Here is a 13,624-nt window from a genome sequence, read left to right on the forward strand (position 1 = left end):
TTCCATGAGCACGACCGACACGACTGACACGTCCGGCGCGGCCGAGGCCGAGCGCACGGCCGACGCGGCCGCCGGCGCCCAGCTCTCCACGGCCCCCACCGAGGACCGCGGCGACACCCCCATCGGCGGACCCGTCCTCGGAGTCGTCGGCTGGATCCGCTGGTTCTGGCGGCAGCTGACCTCCATGCGGGTCGCGCTGATCCTGCTCTTCATGCTCTCCCTGGGCGCGGTCCCCGGCTCCCTCATCCCGCAGACCAGCGCGGACGAGCTGAAGGTCCAGGCCTTCAAGCAGGCCCACGAGACGCTGACGCCGCTCTACGAGAAGCTCCAGTTCTTCGACGTCTACAGCTCGGTGTGGTTCTCCGCGATCTACATCCTGCTGTTCGTCTCCCTCATCGGCTGCATCGTGCCCCGCAGCTGGCAGTTCGTCGGCCAGCTCCGCAGCCGCCCGCCGGGCGCGCCCCGGCGCCTCGACCGGCTCCCCGCGTACGCCACCTGGCGCACCGAGGCCGAGCCCGAGCAGGTCCGCGAGGCCGCGCTCACCGTCCTCAAGGGGCGCCGCTTCCGCGCCCACACCGCCGGGGACGCGATCGCCGCCGAGAAGGGCTACCTCCGCGAGGCGGGCAACCTCCTCTTCCACGTCGCCCTGATCGTCATCCTCGTCGCCTTCGCCTGGGGCCAGCTCTTCAAGGCCGAGGGCGGCAAGCTGATCGTCGAGGGCGACGGCTTCTCCAACACGCTCACGCAGTACGACGACTTCAAGTCCGGCTCGCAGTTCGGCACCGAGGAGCTGGAGCCGTTCACCTTCACGCTCGACTCCTTCGACGGCACGTACGAGAAGAGCGGCCCGCAGCGCGGCACGCCCCGCACCTTCGAGGCGAAGGTCCGGTACTCCGAGGCCGGCGGCGCGGAGAAGAACGCGGTCATCAAGGTCAACGAGCCGCTCAAGGTCGGCGGCTCCAAGGTCTATCTGATCGCCCACGGCTACGCGCCCGTCGTCACCGTCAAGGACGGCCGCGGCAAGACCGTCTTCCACGGCGCCGTGCCGCTCCTGCCGATCGACAACAACATCACCTCGACCGGCGCGATCAAGGTGATGGACGGCTACCGCGACAAGAACGGCAAGAAGGAACAGCTGGGCTTCCAGGCCTTCTTCGTGCCGACCTTCGCGGGCGCCGGCGCGGGCACGATGTTCTCGCAGTTCCCGGCGCTCGACTTCCCGGTCATGGCGCTCACCGGCTACCGCGGCTCCCTGGGCGTGGACTCCGGTCTGCCGCAGAACGTGTACCAGCTCGACAAGTCCAAGCTGATCCAGTTCACGGACAAGTCCGGCAACAAGCTCGCCGACCGCCTGCTGCCCGGCGAGACGATGACGCTCCCCGACGGGGCCGGCTCGATCACCTTCGAGAAGGACATCAAGGAGTGGGCCAGCTTCCAGATCTCGCAGCAGCCGGGCAACGGCCTCGCCCTCGCGGGCGCGATCGCAGCGATCGCCGGCCTGACCGGTTCGCTCTTCATCCAGCGGCGCCGGGTCTGGGTCCGGGCCGTGCGCGGTGAGGACGGCGTGACCGTCGTCGAGATGGCGGGCCTGGGCCGCAGCGAGTCCGCGAAGCTTCCGGAGGAACTGGGCGACCTCGCGGGCACCCTCACCGCGGACGCGCCGCCCGCCGCACCAGCGCCCGAAGCCGATCCGGAAGACGGAGACGTACCGGAACCCGCGGAAGAACCCGCAGAAGACCCTGCCCCTTCTGGAGAGGCCGACAAGTGATCCTCGCCGCCACCACCAACGAGAGCCTGGCGAAGATGAGCGACCTGCTCATCTACTCCTCCATGGCCGTCTACACCCTGGCCTTCTTCGCGCACATCGCCGAGTGGGTCCTCGGCAGCCGCAGCAAGGTCGGCCGGACCGCCGCCGCTCTCACGCAGCAGGCCTCGGCCGCGGCCACCGCCGTGACCGTCCAGGTCAAGCAGGCCGCCGGCTCCACCGCCGTCCTCGACAAGCCGAAGGTCGTCACGCGCTCCGCGGCCGGCACGCGGGACGTCCCGGACGGTCCCGGCGCGTCCGGCGGCACGGTCAAGGGCGACCTCTACGGCCGGATCGCCGTCTCCCTCACCGTCCTCGCCTTCGCGATCGAGGCGGCGGGCGTGGTCAGCCGGGCCCTCGCCGTGCAGCGCGCCCCCTGGGGCAACATGTACGAGTTCTCCACCACCTTCTCCACGGTGGCGGTCGGCTCGTACCTCGGCTTCCTCCTCGCCAAGAAGAACGTGCGCTGGATCGGCCTGCCGCTGGTCACGACGGTCCTGCTCGACCTGGGCCTGGCCACCACCTGGCTGAAGACCCCCAGCGACCAGCTGGTGCCGGCGCTCGACTCGTACTGGCTGTGGATCCACGTCTCCACCGCGATCTTCTGCGGCGCGGTCTTCTACCTCGCGGCCGTCGCCACCGTCCTGTACCTCTTCCGCGACTCGTACGAGAGCAAGCTCGCGAGCGGCGGCACCCCGAGCGCCTTCGCCCGCTCCGTCCTGGAGCGGCTGCCCTCGGCCGCCTCGCTCGACAAGTTCTCGTACCGGGTCAACGCCGCCGTCTTCCCGCTGTGGACGTTCACGATCATCGCGGGCGCGATCTGGGCCGGCGACGCGTGGGGCCGCTACTGGGGCTGGGACGCCAAGGAGGTCTGGTCCTTCATCACGTGGGTCGGCTACGCGGCGTACCTGCACGCGCGCGCCACGGCCGGCTGGAAGGGCCGGAAGGCCGCGTACATCGCGCTCATCGCCTTCGGCTGCTTCCTCTTCAACTACTACGGCGTCAACATCTTCGTCACCAGCAAGCACTCCTACGCGGGCGTGGAGTAGCAGGCGCGGAAGTGCGGGCGGGGCACCCCGGGGCCACGCTGGAGGTATGAGCGCGATACCCCGGGGCAGGTGCGAGACCCACGACGGCGACACGCACCTGCTGCGGTACGTCATGGAGCTCCCGCATCCGCCGGCGGAGGTCTGGGAGGCCGTCTCCGCCCCCGAGGGCCTGCGGGGCTGGCTGTGCGCGGCGGACCCGCTGGAGCCCCGGCTCGGCGGCCGGGTCACGCTCCGCTGGCTCAACAGCGATACGGAGGTCTCGGGGTGGGTGACCGCCTGGGACCCCGAGTACGTCGCCGAGTACACGGTCGATCCGCCGCACGGCCGGATCCGGTTCCATCTGGAGCCGGGGTCCGGGAGCGGCGGGTCGACCGTGCTGCGTTTCACCAACGAGTTCCGGGGGACGCGGGAGTACCGGCTGGACTGCCTGGCGGGGTGGCACGACCACTTCGAGCGGCTCGCGGCGGCCCTGGACGGTCACCGGACGGACTGGTCCGCGTGGGCGCCCGAGCGGTGGAGCGAGCTGCGGGCGTTGTACGAGCGCGACGAGGCACCCTGGCCGAAGTGGGTCCCGTGATCCGCTAGCTCCTCTTCGGCGGCAGGCAGGACGTGCTCGGCGGGTTCTTCTCCGGCCAGGCGATCTGGACGAAGCGCTGGCTGCCGTCCAGGGCGAGCTCCACGATCGGGACCGCCTTGTTGTACGGGTTGCCGTAGTTGTCGAGGCAGATCCAGCCGCTCGCGCCTTGCACCCGCAGCGAGCCCTTCACCTGCGGCCACTGCGTGACCACGTCCGAGAGCTCCGGGTACTGGGCGTCGCGCGGTGTGGCCTGGCGGATCGCGTGGACCGCCGTCGCCATCGCGTCGTACGCGACGATCGCCTGCCCGTCCGCGAGCGCCACCGGCTTCTTCGAGGCGCGGGCGATGTCCGTCTCGAAGGTCGAGTACGCGACCACCGAACCGCCCGTCGCGGGCACGGCCCGTCCCGGCGCCGGCTTCCACGCGTCGGGGTGGGCGAGCGCGGCGTAGCGGACGGTCACCTTCGCCTTGAGCGCGCTGCGGTCGAGCTTCTCGTCGGCTCCCAGGTACGAGCCCTCGTCGCCGGTCAGGATCGTGAAGGCGCGGTCGGTGCAGCCGCGCGAGCCCAGCGCGTTGATGAACTGCCGCAGCTGGGTGTGGCGGCCCGCGAAGAAGACCGTCTCGGCGCGGGTGTCGCAGATCAGGTGGGTGATCTGGCGGAAGGTGTTGGCGGTGGTGCCCTCGTCGGTCGGGTCCGGCGGCGAGGTGAAGAGCTGCGGCTCGTAGGGCGCGCCCTTGAGGGAGGCGGCGAAGGCGGACTTGAGGGTGTCCGTGTAGTGGTCGCCGCTGCGGGTGTCCTGGACGAGGAGGGCCTTGGCGGCGTCGACGCGGCCGAAGTGGGCGAGGGCCTTCGCCTCGTCGCTGTTGGTGGGGGAGACGCGGGCGAGGCCGGGGTAGCGGTTGTTCCCGGCGCCGGGGCCGTTGGCGATGTCGTCGGCGGTGATGGTGGTGCCGACTACGGCGATCCCGTCCTTGGTGAGCGCGGTCACGGCCTCCCGCATCTCGGTCGAGGAGGTGGCGACGCCGGAGACGACCCGCAGCCGGTCCGGGGCGCCGGTCATGGACGCGAGCTGCCGGGTGGTGGTCTGCCAGTGGGCGTTGCCCCGGCCGGTGTTGGCGAGGACGAGCCGGATCTTCGGGGTCTGGCTGTTGGACTCGTGGTTGGCGCGGTACTGGTAGGCGTACGCGCCCTGGACCTCGTGGAGCACCTTGGTCCGCATGCCTCCGTCGGGGGAGGTCAGGGGCAGGAGCACGGCGACGGTCGCGTACTCGCCGGGCTTGAGGGTGGCGTTCTCGCGGCCGATGGCCCCGGCGATCTCGGTGAGGTCGGCGTTGCCGAAGTCGTGGCCGTCGCCGTTGACGCCGACGCACTCGGAGCTGCCCTCGGGACGTTCGACGCCGGCCGCGCAGGAACGGTCCTCCGGAGTGGTGAGCCGGGCTATCCCGTACCCGCCGAGACCGAGGACGACGGCGGCCGTGACGAGCGAGGCGACGAGCTTCTGGCGGGGTGTGCGGACGCGGCGGCGCAGCCGGTCGGAAAGGCGGCCGGGGGCACGGTCGGGCATGGCGTCAGACTCCGTCCTCGCGGCCCGGCGGCAGCGAGAGCTCCCGCCAGGCGCGGATGTCGCGCGGCCAGTGGGTGGCCGCGTCCCAGAGCGAACCGCTGCCCGTCAGATGACGGCCGGAGAGCCTGCGCAGCTCGTGCGCGAGCCGGTCGGCCACGTCGTCGTCGGGCAGTGCGAGCGGATCGGTGAGCAGCCATACGGCGTGCAGCAACCGCCGTACGGACAGGTGGAGTTCGGTGGTGTCGGCGTCGAGCCCGGAGAAGGTCGGGTCGCCGACGGGCTCCTGGCCGAGGGCGATCGCCCGGCGCGGGTCGGGCCCCGGCCGGTTCCGCTCGCGCGGGTACGGGGCGGCGGCGACGAACCGCAGCCGCCCGAGCCAGCCGAGCACGTCCTGCTCCGGGAAGGTGACCCGCAGATGGGTCACGGCCTCCTCGGTGCGGCCGAGCGCGAGGTCGTGATGGAGCCGGTACGGGCCGGGCGCGGGCCCGTAGTGCCGGTGCAGCGTCTCGTGGACCGCGCGCCAGGCCGCGTAGCGCGGATGGTCGTCGTCCTCGAAGCGGAGCCGGTGCAGGAGCAGGGACCGCAGGAGCGGATCGGCGACGAAGTGGCGCGGGCCCTCCGGCCAGTCCTCCGAGCGGAGCTGGTCGCGGACGCGCAGCGCCACGTCCCCGTCCAGGGACTCGCCCTGGAGCCGGGCGTGGGCGAGGAGCCGCGCGGACTCCTCGTCGTGGGTGGCGGCGAGCACGGCGTACGGCCCGGGCCGCCGCACCGGGAGCAGCTCGGCGAGGAGCGTGGGGGCGACGGGCACCGGCGGGGCGTCCTCGCGCAGCTCCACCGTCAGGTCGAGGAGCCCGCCCGGGGTGAGACCGGCCCGCAGCTCCGCCGGGGCCTCCCCGGCGGCCCGCCCGAGGAGGGCCACGCCGAGCGGCCGGCCGCCGGTCAACCGGTGCACGGCGCGGGCGAGTTCGGCGGGGGTGCGGCCGGCCGGGTCGTGGTGGTCGAAGGCGGAGCGGGTCTGGGCGGGGGAGAGCGGGGTGAGCTCGACGGCGAGGATCCCGGAGCCGACGCTCGTCCCCCGCGGGCAGGGCGCGCGGTGTGCGGTCTCCGGCAGCCGGGTCCGGGTGGCGTGCCGCAGGCCCTCGTGCTCGCGGACCCGGGAGGCGGCGAGGACGACGACCCGGTCGCGGCGGCCGCCGGCGCGGGCGCGCAGGATCGGCTCGACGAGCTGCCGGCCGAGCCGCTCGTGGGCGTTGTCGAGGAGGAGGATCGGCCGGCCGATGCGGGTGCCGCGGCGGAGCCCCGTATAGGCGTGGATCAGGTCCTCGGTGAGGGCGCCGACGAGGAAGTCCTCGGCCTCGCCGCGGCGCCGGCCGCCCTGCTCGAAGTCGATCGCGAGCTGCCGGAGACCGGTCTTGCCGCGGCCGCCGGCGTTGCGGTAGGTGCCGTACCAGTTCTCGGAGGAGCGCTGGAACCGGCCGAAGACCTCCTCCAGGACGGTCTCCACGGTCGCCTCGGCGAGCAGTCCGGCGAGCGGTGCGGCGCTCTCGGCGAAGGTGGCGGCCAGCTTGGACAGGACCTTGGAGACCCAGTTCCCCGCGGCGCCCTTCGTCGCGTCGACGGTCGCGAGCAGCGGCCCGAGCTGCTGGAGGTCGGTCCGGGCCCGCTCGTCGTCCTCCTGGGACCAGCCGAGCGAGGCGACGGCCACGAGCCCGAGCGAGAGCCTCGGGAACTGCACGGGCTTCGCCGCGAGCACCTTCGGCGACAGCTGCACGGCGAGCTCGGTGAGCGCCCCGGTGACCTCGCTCCAGCCGGGACCGTGCTCGGCGGGCGGCTCGATGTGCGCGCAGTCGAGCAGGGCCAGCGGCGTGTACCCCTTGTAGCGGTTGCGGACCTCCTTGAGCAGGGCGGTCTTCCCCATGCCGCGCCCGCCCGTGAACACCGTCACGGGCGGATCGTCACCGTGCTCGTACGCGACCCGCGCGGCACCGTGCCGGGTGAGCCCGCTGAGCCGTGCGACGAGACCACCGTCGTGCAGGACCGCCTCGCGGCCGTAGAGCTCCCTGTCCACCCGCCACCCCCATGCTTCCCCCTGCTACCCCACGAGATGTGCCCCGTCACATCTCAAATCCAGGATATCGACAGGGTGTTGGGATCACGTCAACCTTTGCGAGGTTGTTGTGAGGACCCGTCAGGGCCGTCGGGGGCCGACGTCAGGGATCTGCCCGGCGGAGCACGCTCCCTCACCGGGACGAGCGCCTCGGTCGAGCGCCTGGGGGAGCACCTCAGGCGAGGGCCTAGGGGAGCGCCTGGGTCGAGCGCCTCGGGGGGCATCCGGGGTGGGCGCCTCGGGGGGGTGTCCGGGGTGGGCGCCTCAGGCGAGGCCGTCCCAGCCCCAGCGCGGGGTGGGGCCGGGGTCGCCGAGGTCCGTCCCCGGGGCCGAGGCCGAGACGTCCTTCGCGATCCGCGTGCCCCAGTCGAAGTACTCCACCACCCGGCGGCGCAGCAGCGCGTCGTCAGGCAGCTCCTTCTCCACGGCCGCCGCCATCAACTCCATCCAGCGCAGCCGCTGCTCCTCCGTGATGCCGAGCCCGAGATGGGCCCGGAGCAGGGCCTGGTGCCCGCCGTGCTCCGCCGTGAACCCGGCCGGCCCCGAGAAGACCTCCGCCAGCCACACGGCCACGTGCTCCACATGCGTGGGGGTGAAGTCCGCGAAGACGGGCGCGAGGATCGGATCGGCCAGGACCCCCTCGTAGAACGTCTCGGAGAGCCGGCGCAGCGCGTCGGCGCCGCCCACGGCCTCGTACAGGGTGTTCGCGTGCTCGGCGCTCATGGAGGGCCTCCGGGATCCGGGATGTGTCCACCCAGCTTTCCCGCAACACGACCTGAATCCAAGGATGTTCACTCTCGGCGGCGCGGGTCGTGCCTGGCCGCTCCCGCTCCCTACGGCTCTTCCCCGATGTCCTCGTGCCAGAGGTCGGGGTGCGCGGCGATGAACCCGGTCATGAGCGCGACGCACGCGGGATCGTCGAGGACGACCACCTCGACGCCGTGCTCGGCGAGCCAGCCGTGCCCGCCGGAGAACGTCTCTGCCTCCCCGACGACGATCCGCGAGATCCCGAACTGCCGAACGAGCCCGGAGCAGTACCAGCACGGCGACAGGGTGGTGACCATCGTCGTCCCCCGGTACGACCGCTGCCGCCCGGCGGCCCGGAACGCGGCGGTCTCGGCGTGCGTCGACGGGTCCCCGTCCTGCACGCGCCGGTTGCGCCCGCGCCCGAGGAGCGTGCCGTCGGCGCCGTAGAGGGCGGCCCCGATGGGGATCCCGCCTTCGGCGAGTCCGGCCCGCGCCTCGTCGAGGGCGGTGCCGAGCCAGCGCCGTGCCTGTTCCCGGTCCATGACGGGTTCCGCCGTCGAGGGGGTACTCACTCCGGCGGCGGGTGCGACGAAAGAGCCTTTGCCGGGCACGGTGTAGATCAGTTCGTGCCTGCGGAGTTCCTGCATGGCCCGGCGGGCGGTCAGCACGGCGATGCCGTACTCCTCGGCGAGACGGGCCGGCGTGGGGATCATGCGGTCAGGGGCGTACTCCCCGGTCGCGATCCGCGCCGCGATCACATCGGCCAGCTGAACGTACAGCGGGCGTCCCGACTTCGGGTCAAGGCTCATAGGTCAACGCTAGATAGTCACACTAAGACACGTTCGGATGGATCTAGCTATACAGCGATGTAGCACTGTGTAGCTAGCATTACGGTGGACGCGAACGCAAGACCCCGGCGAGGTGGCTAGACCTCCCGGGGCATGGCCACCAACTACCAACGGAGTTGATGACGTGCGGAACCCTATCGCGCGCCTACTGGGCAGGGCGCTGATCCCCGTACTGCTCGGGCTGCTCATGCTGACCCTGCCGCCCACCGGCCGGCACCGCCCCCGCCGGATGACCCACTCCCGCCCGGCGGCGCCGACCCCCGGACCCCGGCACCGCGCGCCCTCCCGGCGGTCGCCCTACGCCGTCGAGCAGACGGCACCGCTCGACGGCGCCCGGTCGCCCCTGGCGCGCCCCTACCTGGCGGCGGACTCGGCCCGGGCCGTCCAACGGCGGCGTCGGCGGGCGTTGTGGCTGGCGACGGTCGGGGTGGACGTCGACCACCGCAACATCCACACCGGGAGCGCCCGATGAGCCGCTGTGGGGCGCGCCGGTCCGTGCTGGACGTCGCCGAGGTGGTGCGGCCGGTGTGGGGCGGTTCGGTCTGCGTGCTCGCCGTGGGGCACGAGGGGCCGCACCGGGATCGGGCGGGGGACGGGTGGTGGGTGACGCCGGAGATCGCGGACGCGGTGACCCTGTCCCTGTTGGTACGTGCCCTCGCGCCGGAGCCGGAGTTCCGGTCGCCGCGCTGCGTCGTCGGCCGTCATGACCGCTGCCGGGACCACGTGCCCCGCGACAGCGGCGTACAAGGCGTCCGGTACCTCGTGTGCGGGTGCCTCTGTCATCCGGCGCCCCTCCGCTGACCGGCGACTGCCCATGCGCTGCCGCCGATCGGTTGAGGCTCCGGGCCGTACCGGCCGGGTGCGGGGGCGGCGGGCGGCGGGTGGCCTTAGCTGGCGGGGTGCTCTGCCGTCCTACTGAGAGGTCTCTGCCATGCGTTCCCTGCTGACCGCCCTCGCCGCCGGTGCCATCGTCTTCGGCACCGCCGGCGTCGCGAGCGCCGATGTGTACGTCGACTTCGAGCCGGAGGCCTCGCACACCATCGTCTTCGGCGACTGGCTCCAGTTCGCGAAGGACGACGTGTTCAACGCCGGGCATGACAACACCGTCGGCTCCGACAACTGACGCCTCCCGTTCGTCACCGCGCCCCGGGGGGCAGGCTTCCCGGGGCGTGCGGGACCGCGTCGGACTCCTGGTCGTAGGGGAAGCGGGCGAGGGGGGTCTCGCTCTCGAAGAAGGTCTTCGCGCGGAGCATCGCCTGCTCGTCGGCGCGGACGCGGCCGGGGCGGGAGCCCGTTCCCGTCAGGACTCCGCCGAAGTGCATGCGCAGGTAGGCGGCCGAGTGGCTGAGGCCCGTCACCAGGCCGTCCGCGACGACGTGGTCGTCGTCCGCCATGGCCGTCACGCCCCACAGCGTGCCGCCCGCCAAGCGCTCCTTGAAGTCCGAGTCGGGGACGTTCAGCCAGCCCGACCAGTAGTCCAGGTAGCGCTTGGTCTGCGCGGAGAGGCTGTACCAGTACAGGGGCGAGACGATGACGATGTCGGTGGCCTCCACCGTCGCCTGCCGCAGCAGCTCCTCGTTCTCCACGTCCTGCCGGCCGGCGAGCTCGTGCCGTCCGTCCTGGAAGTCGGGGAGGGGCAGCCGGTTCAGGTCCACCCAGCGCTGCGGGACGTCGGCGGGCAGCTGCGCGGCGGCGGCGCGGGCCAGTATCTCGGAGTTGCCGTCGGCGCGGGAGCTGCCGAGGACGAAGAGGAACGAACGGTCCGGGACGGGTGCGGCGTGGGAGGTCATCTCTGCTCCGGTTCTCGGGGGTTCCCTCTTGCCAACTCGGCCCCTGTGGGCGGTATTCCGGCCCCTGCCGGGGGCGGAGTGGGCCGGTGTGCGGGGGGGGAGTGAAGGGGCGCGTCGTTGTCGGAGGGGTCTCCGGAAGGGGCTGATGGGGGCTGGATGAGCGCATAGGGTCGCTACGGAGCGCTATCGTCCGGTGACCGTGAGGGTGGATGACTCAGCCCTGGCGGGCGCGCCGTCCAGACCTTGACGGCGGGCACGATCGAGCAGGTGACGATCAAGGCCGACGGGGCGACGTCCACGCCCGTCACGCACTGTGGGGATGATCATGAGCAGGAAAGCGATGGTCTTGGCGGCGGGCGCGGTGGCCGCCGGGGTGTTGGCCGTGGGCGGCTATCTCGGCTACCGGCATCTGGAGGGGCAGGTCACGACAGGCTGCGCGCTTCGGGCGTACGACCCGCACGACGTGGCCGGCACGGCGCGCTACGCCGACAGCGTGTTCACCGGGCGCGTGGCGGCGTTCGTGGAGCGGCGTGACGTCGACGGGTGGACGGAGGACGTCTATCGGATCGAGGTCGCCTCCGTGCTGCGGGGGAACCTGCGCGGGACGGTCCAGGTCGCGTACGGCCTGGACGAGGGCGGTCCCGACCGGCTGAAGGGCGGCAGCACGTACCTCTTCGCCACCAGTCCTCAGGTCGACCCCGGGAAGGACGGCCACGCGCAGCTGTACCAGGGCGAGATGAGGCCCGTGGACGACCGGCAGTTGGCCGTGTGGAGGGAGGCCGTGGCGCTTCCGATGGCGCCTCAGGAGCCGTGAAGCAGGGGGAGTTGGTGGTCGGCTCCTTACCTTTGAGGTCATCGACCCCCGGCATGTGGCGGTGCCACGATCGTCTGCGTACGGACCGCCCCGCCCCCCGCCGGAAGGACACCCACACCATGACCGCCTACGCCATCGCCAGGCTGAACACCGAGACCCCGCACGCCGAGGTCGTCGAGTACATCGAGCGCATCCCCGGCACCTTCGAGCCGTACGGCGGCCGGTTCCTCGTGCACGGGACGGTGCACGAGGTGAAGGAGGGCAACTGGCCCGGGGCCGTGGTGATGATCGGGTTCCCCGGGATCGCCGAGGCACGGGCCTGGTGGGACTCGGACACGTACCAGGAGATCGCGCCGCTGAGGTACCGGCACATGCCCGCCGACATCGTCCTGGTCGAGGGCGTGCCCGCCGGCTACGACTCGGCTGCCACCGCGAACGCCCTGCGGGAGTCCCTGACCGCCACCGCCACCGCCACCGCCGCCGAGTAGCGCGGCCGGCCGGCCCCCATCGGCCCCGCCGATCGGGCCCATCGGGAGGACCCCCCACTGGCTCGTGGACCGGGCGACCGGCCCCTCCGTAGCGTCGCTGTCATGAGAAACGAGACCAAGGGAACCGTCGAACTCACCCTCGCCATGGTGCTCTCCGGCACGCTCGGCGTCTTCGTCGTCGAGTCCGGGGCCTCGCCCTTCGAGGTGGTGTTCTTCCGGTGCCTCTTCGGGGCCGTCGCGCTCGGGGCGTACAGCCTCGCCCGGGGGTTCTTCACCGGGCACGGGTTCACCCCGAAGAAGCTCGGGCTCGCCGCGCTCGGCGGCGTGTTCATCGTCTTCAACTGGGTGTTTCTCTTCGAGGCGTACGAGGCCACCTCGATCTCCCTCGCCACCGTCGTCTATCACACGCAGCCGTTCTTCCTCGTGCTGCTCGGCGCGGTGTTCATGAGGGAGCGGATCTCCGCAGCCAAGCTGGGGTGGCTCGCTCTCGCCTTCGGTGGACTCGTGCTCGTCTCCGGTGTGCGGCCGGGGGACACGGCATCCCTCAAGGGGCTCGGGTTCGCGCTCGCCGCCGCCGTCCTCTACGCCCTCGCGACCTTCGTCACCAAGCGCATCACCGGCGTACGGCCCCACCTCGTCGCGCTCGTCCAGGTCCTCGTCGGACTGCCCCTGCTCCTGCCCTTCGCCGACTTCGGCGCCGCCGCCGGGCTCGGCTCCGGGTGGCTGTGGCTCGTCGGGCTCGGGCTCGTCCACACCGGGCTGATGTACGTCCTGATGTACGCCGCCTACGCCAAGCTGCCGACCGCCAAGATCGCCGTCCTCGCCTTCACCTACCCCGCCGTCGCCATGGGCGTCGACTGGGCGGTGTACGGGCACCACATCGGGCTCGTGCAGGCGCTCGGCGTCCCGCTGATCGTCCTCGCCAGCCTCAAGGTCACTCTGGCCGGCTCTGCTCGGACACGAGTCGCCGCGCCTGCTCCACGAACAGCCGGACGTGCGGCGGAAGCTTCTTCCCCCGTCGCCACGCGAGCTGCGTGAAGAGGGTGAAGGGGGCCTCCCAGTCCAGGGCGACCAGGGTGCCGGAGGCCAGTTCCTCCGCCACCGTCACCCGGGGGAGGAGGGCCACCCCGAGGCCCGAGGTCACGCCCCGCTTCGTCGCCTCGATCGTGCCGAACTCCATGAAGGGCGGCGCCCACTCCCGCAGCTCCTCCTCGAAGAGGTCGCGGTACGGGCAGCCCGGTTCGGTGCCCACCAGGTGGGCCGCCGCCAGGTCCGCGCTCGTCAGCCCCGTACGCCCCGCCAGGGGGTGGCCGGGGCCGGCGACCAGGACCAGTGGTTCGGGCGCGAGGACCTCCGACTCCAGGCCCTCGTGCTCCGTGCCCGGCTCCATCAGGAAGCCCACGTCGTACGTGCCCTGCCGCAGCGCCTGCCGGGTCGCGTCGCCCAGGGTGGGGCGCAGCGTCAGCCGCACCTTCGGGTAGCGGTGGTGGAAGTACTCCAGGAGCGGCGGCAGCCGGTAGGAGGTGAGGGACTCCATCGTGCCGACGGCGATCGTCCCGGTGGGTTCGGCGGCGGTCGCGACGGCCGTCCTGGCCTCCTCGGCCAGCTCGGTCATCCGGCGGGCGTACGGCAGGAGCCGCTCCCCGGCCTCGGTGAGCCGGATGCGGCTGCCGAGCCGCTCGAAGAGCTCCACGCCCAGCGAGGTCTCCAGGGAGCGGATCTGGCCGGTGACGCTGGACTGGGCATAGCCCAGGTCGGCGGCGGCCCGGGTGAAGGAGAGGACGTCGGCGACCTTCTCGAAGGCGACCAGGAGCCGCAGTTCCATCAGGAGTCCGT

At 72.2% G+C, this 13,624-nt stretch carries 14 protein-coding genes and 1 pseudogene; 8 read left to right on the forward strand and 7 right to left on the reverse strand.

Annotation, left to right across the window (positions count from 1 at the left end; all coding sequences use genetic code 11):
- The first annotated feature begins 4 nt into the window (after positions 1-4).
- From ASC82_RS17830 to ASC82_RS17840, 3 genes are read left to right on the forward strand one after another with little or no spacing between them, the layout of a single operon-like run.
- Positions 5-1,768 carry a cytochrome c biogenesis protein ResB gene (locus ASC82_RS17830; RefSeq protein WP_056648759.1) on the forward strand — a complete coding sequence of 588 codons (1,764 nt, stop codon included), beginning with the start codon at positions 5-7 and terminating at the stop codon, positions 1,766-1,768.
- Positions 1,765-2,853 carry a c-type cytochrome biogenesis protein CcsB gene (gene ccsB / locus ASC82_RS17835; RefSeq protein ID WP_056648761.1) on the forward strand — a complete coding sequence of 363 codons (1,089 nt, stop codon included), beginning with the start codon at positions 1,765-1,767 and terminating at the stop codon, positions 2,851-2,853. The genes ASC82_RS17830 and ccsB overlap by 4 nt, the downstream gene beginning before the upstream one ends.
- Positions 2,854-2,899: 46 nt before the next feature.
- Positions 2,900-3,430, forward strand: coding sequence for an SRPBCC domain-containing protein (locus ASC82_RS17840; RefSeq protein ID WP_056648763.1), 531 nt, complete (start codon positions 2,900-2,902; stop codon positions 3,428-3,430).
- A 4-nt stretch (positions 3,431-3,434) separates the two neighbouring features.
- On the opposite strand, the gene ASC82_RS17845 is transcribed toward ASC82_RS17840, so the two are convergent.
- The 5 genes and pseudogenes from ASC82_RS17845 to ASC82_RS30655 form a co-directional block, all read right to left on the reverse strand.
- Positions 3,435-4,994 carry a hypothetical protein gene (locus tag ASC82_RS17845; protein WP_056648765.1) on the reverse strand — a complete coding sequence of 520 codons (1,560 nt, stop codon included), beginning with the start codon at positions 4,992-4,994 and terminating at the stop codon, positions 3,435-3,437.
- Positions 4,995-4,998: 4 nt separating this feature from the next.
- Entirely contained in the window at positions 4,999-7,062 is a 2,064-nt protein-coding gene (locus ASC82_RS17850; RefSeq protein ID WP_056648767.1) for a hypothetical protein, read from the reverse strand.
- Between the two features lie 303 nt (positions 7,063-7,365).
- Positions 7,366-7,824: a group II truncated hemoglobin gene (locus ASC82_RS17855; protein ID WP_056648768.1), complete on the reverse strand. Its 459-nt coding sequence runs from the start codon at positions 7,822-7,824 to the stop codon at positions 7,366-7,368.
- Positions 7,825-7,934: 110 nt separating this feature from the next.
- Positions 7,935-8,390, reverse strand: coding sequence for a nucleoside deaminase (locus tag ASC82_RS30650; RefSeq protein ID WP_056649541.1), 456 nt, complete (start codon positions 8,388-8,390; stop codon positions 7,935-7,937).
- Positions 8,391-8,447: 57 nt separating this feature from the next.
- Positions 8,448-8,657, reverse strand: a pseudogene (locus ASC82_RS30655) (winged helix-turn-helix domain-containing protein); the annotation flags it as partial.
- A 163-nt stretch (positions 8,658-8,820) separates the two neighbouring features.
- Here ASC82_RS30655 and ASC82_RS17865 point away from each other — a divergent pair.
- Positions 8,821-9,168 (forward strand): hypothetical protein, encoded by a 348-nt coding sequence (locus ASC82_RS17865; RefSeq protein ID WP_056648770.1) that lies wholly within the window; start codon positions 8,821-8,823, stop codon positions 9,166-9,168.
- 459 nt (positions 9,169-9,627) lie between these two features.
- Entirely contained in the window at positions 9,628-9,819 is a 192-nt protein-coding gene (locus ASC82_RS17875) for a hypothetical protein (protein WP_056648773.1), read from the forward strand.
- 13 nt (positions 9,820-9,832) lie between these two features.
- Here the strand turns inward: ASC82_RS17875 and ASC82_RS17880 are convergent, their stop codons facing one another.
- Positions 9,833-10,486, reverse strand: a complete 654-nt coding sequence (locus ASC82_RS17880; protein WP_056648775.1) for an NAD(P)H-dependent oxidoreductase — start codon at positions 10,484-10,486, stop codon at positions 9,833-9,835.
- Positions 10,487-10,811: 325 nt separating this feature from the next.
- On the opposite strand from ASC82_RS17880, the gene ASC82_RS17885 reads away from it, so the two are divergent.
- The 3 genes from ASC82_RS17885 to ASC82_RS17895 all read left to right on the forward strand — a co-directional run bounded on the left by ASC82_RS17885 (position 10,812) and on the right by ASC82_RS17895 (position 12,826).
- Positions 10,812-11,300 carry a hypothetical protein gene (locus tag ASC82_RS17885; RefSeq protein WP_157863473.1) on the forward strand — a complete coding sequence of 163 codons (489 nt, stop codon included), beginning with the start codon at positions 10,812-10,814 and terminating at the stop codon, positions 11,298-11,300.
- A 119-nt stretch (positions 11,301-11,419) separates the two neighbouring features.
- Positions 11,420-11,788 (forward strand): DUF1330 domain-containing protein, encoded by a 369-nt coding sequence (locus ASC82_RS17890; protein ID WP_056648779.1) that lies wholly within the window; start codon positions 11,420-11,422, stop codon positions 11,786-11,788.
- 102 nt (positions 11,789-11,890) lie between these two features.
- Positions 11,891-12,826: a DMT family transporter gene (locus ASC82_RS17895; RefSeq protein ID WP_056648781.1), complete on the forward strand. Its 936-nt coding sequence runs from the start codon at positions 11,891-11,893 to the stop codon at positions 12,824-12,826.
- On the opposite strand, the gene ASC82_RS17900 is transcribed toward ASC82_RS17895, so the two are convergent.
- Positions 12,723-13,613, reverse strand: a complete 891-nt coding sequence (locus ASC82_RS17900; RefSeq protein WP_056648783.1) for a LysR family transcriptional regulator — start codon at positions 13,611-13,613, stop codon at positions 12,723-12,725. The two genes, ASC82_RS17895 and ASC82_RS17900, sit on opposite strands and share 104 nt — an antisense overlap.
- Positions 13,614-13,624 lie beyond the last annotated feature (11 nt).

Source organism: Streptomyces sp. Root431 (assembly GCF_001426585.1).
GTDB lineage: Bacteria > Actinomycetota > Actinomycetes > Streptomycetales > Streptomycetaceae > Streptomyces > Streptomyces stackebrandtii.

Coding starts and splice junctions, on each gene's coding strand:
- ASC82_RS17830 (WP_056648759.1), top strand. CDS start 5: ATGAGCACGACCGACACGACTGACACGTCCGGCGCGGCCGAGGCCGAG.
- ASC82_RS17840 (WP_056648763.1), top strand. CDS start 2,900: ATGAGCGCGATACCCCGGGGCAGGTGCGAGACCCACGACGGCGACACG.
- ASC82_RS17845 (WP_056648765.1), bottom strand. CDS start 4,994: ATGCCCGACCGTGCCCCCGGCCGCCTTTCCGACCGGCTGCGCCGCCGC.
- ASC82_RS17855 (WP_056648768.1), bottom strand. CDS start 7,824: ATGAGCGCCGAGCACGCGAACACCCTGTACGAGGCCGTGGGCGGCGCC.
- ASC82_RS30650 (WP_056649541.1), bottom strand. CDS start 8,390: ATGGACCGGGAACAGGCACGGCGCTGGCTCGGCACCGCCCTCGACGAG.
- ASC82_RS17875 (WP_056648773.1), top strand. CDS start 9,628: ATGCGTTCCCTGCTGACCGCCCTCGCCGCCGGTGCCATCGTCTTCGGC.
- ASC82_RS17880 (WP_056648775.1), bottom strand. CDS start 10,486: ATGACCTCCCACGCCGCACCCGTCCCGGACCGTTCGTTCCTCTTCGTC.
- ASC82_RS17885 (WP_157863473.1), top strand. CDS start 10,812: ATGAGCAGGAAAGCGATGGTCTTGGCGGCGGGCGCGGTGGCCGCCGGG.
- ASC82_RS17890 (WP_056648779.1), top strand. CDS start 11,420: ATGACCGCCTACGCCATCGCCAGGCTGAACACCGAGACCCCGCACGCC.
- ASC82_RS17895 (WP_056648781.1), top strand. CDS start 11,891: ATGAGAAACGAGACCAAGGGAACCGTCGAACTCACCCTCGCCATGGTG.
- ASC82_RS17900 (WP_056648783.1), bottom strand. CDS start 13,613: ATGGAACTGCGGCTCCTGGTCGCCTTCGAGAAGGTCGCCGACGTCCTC.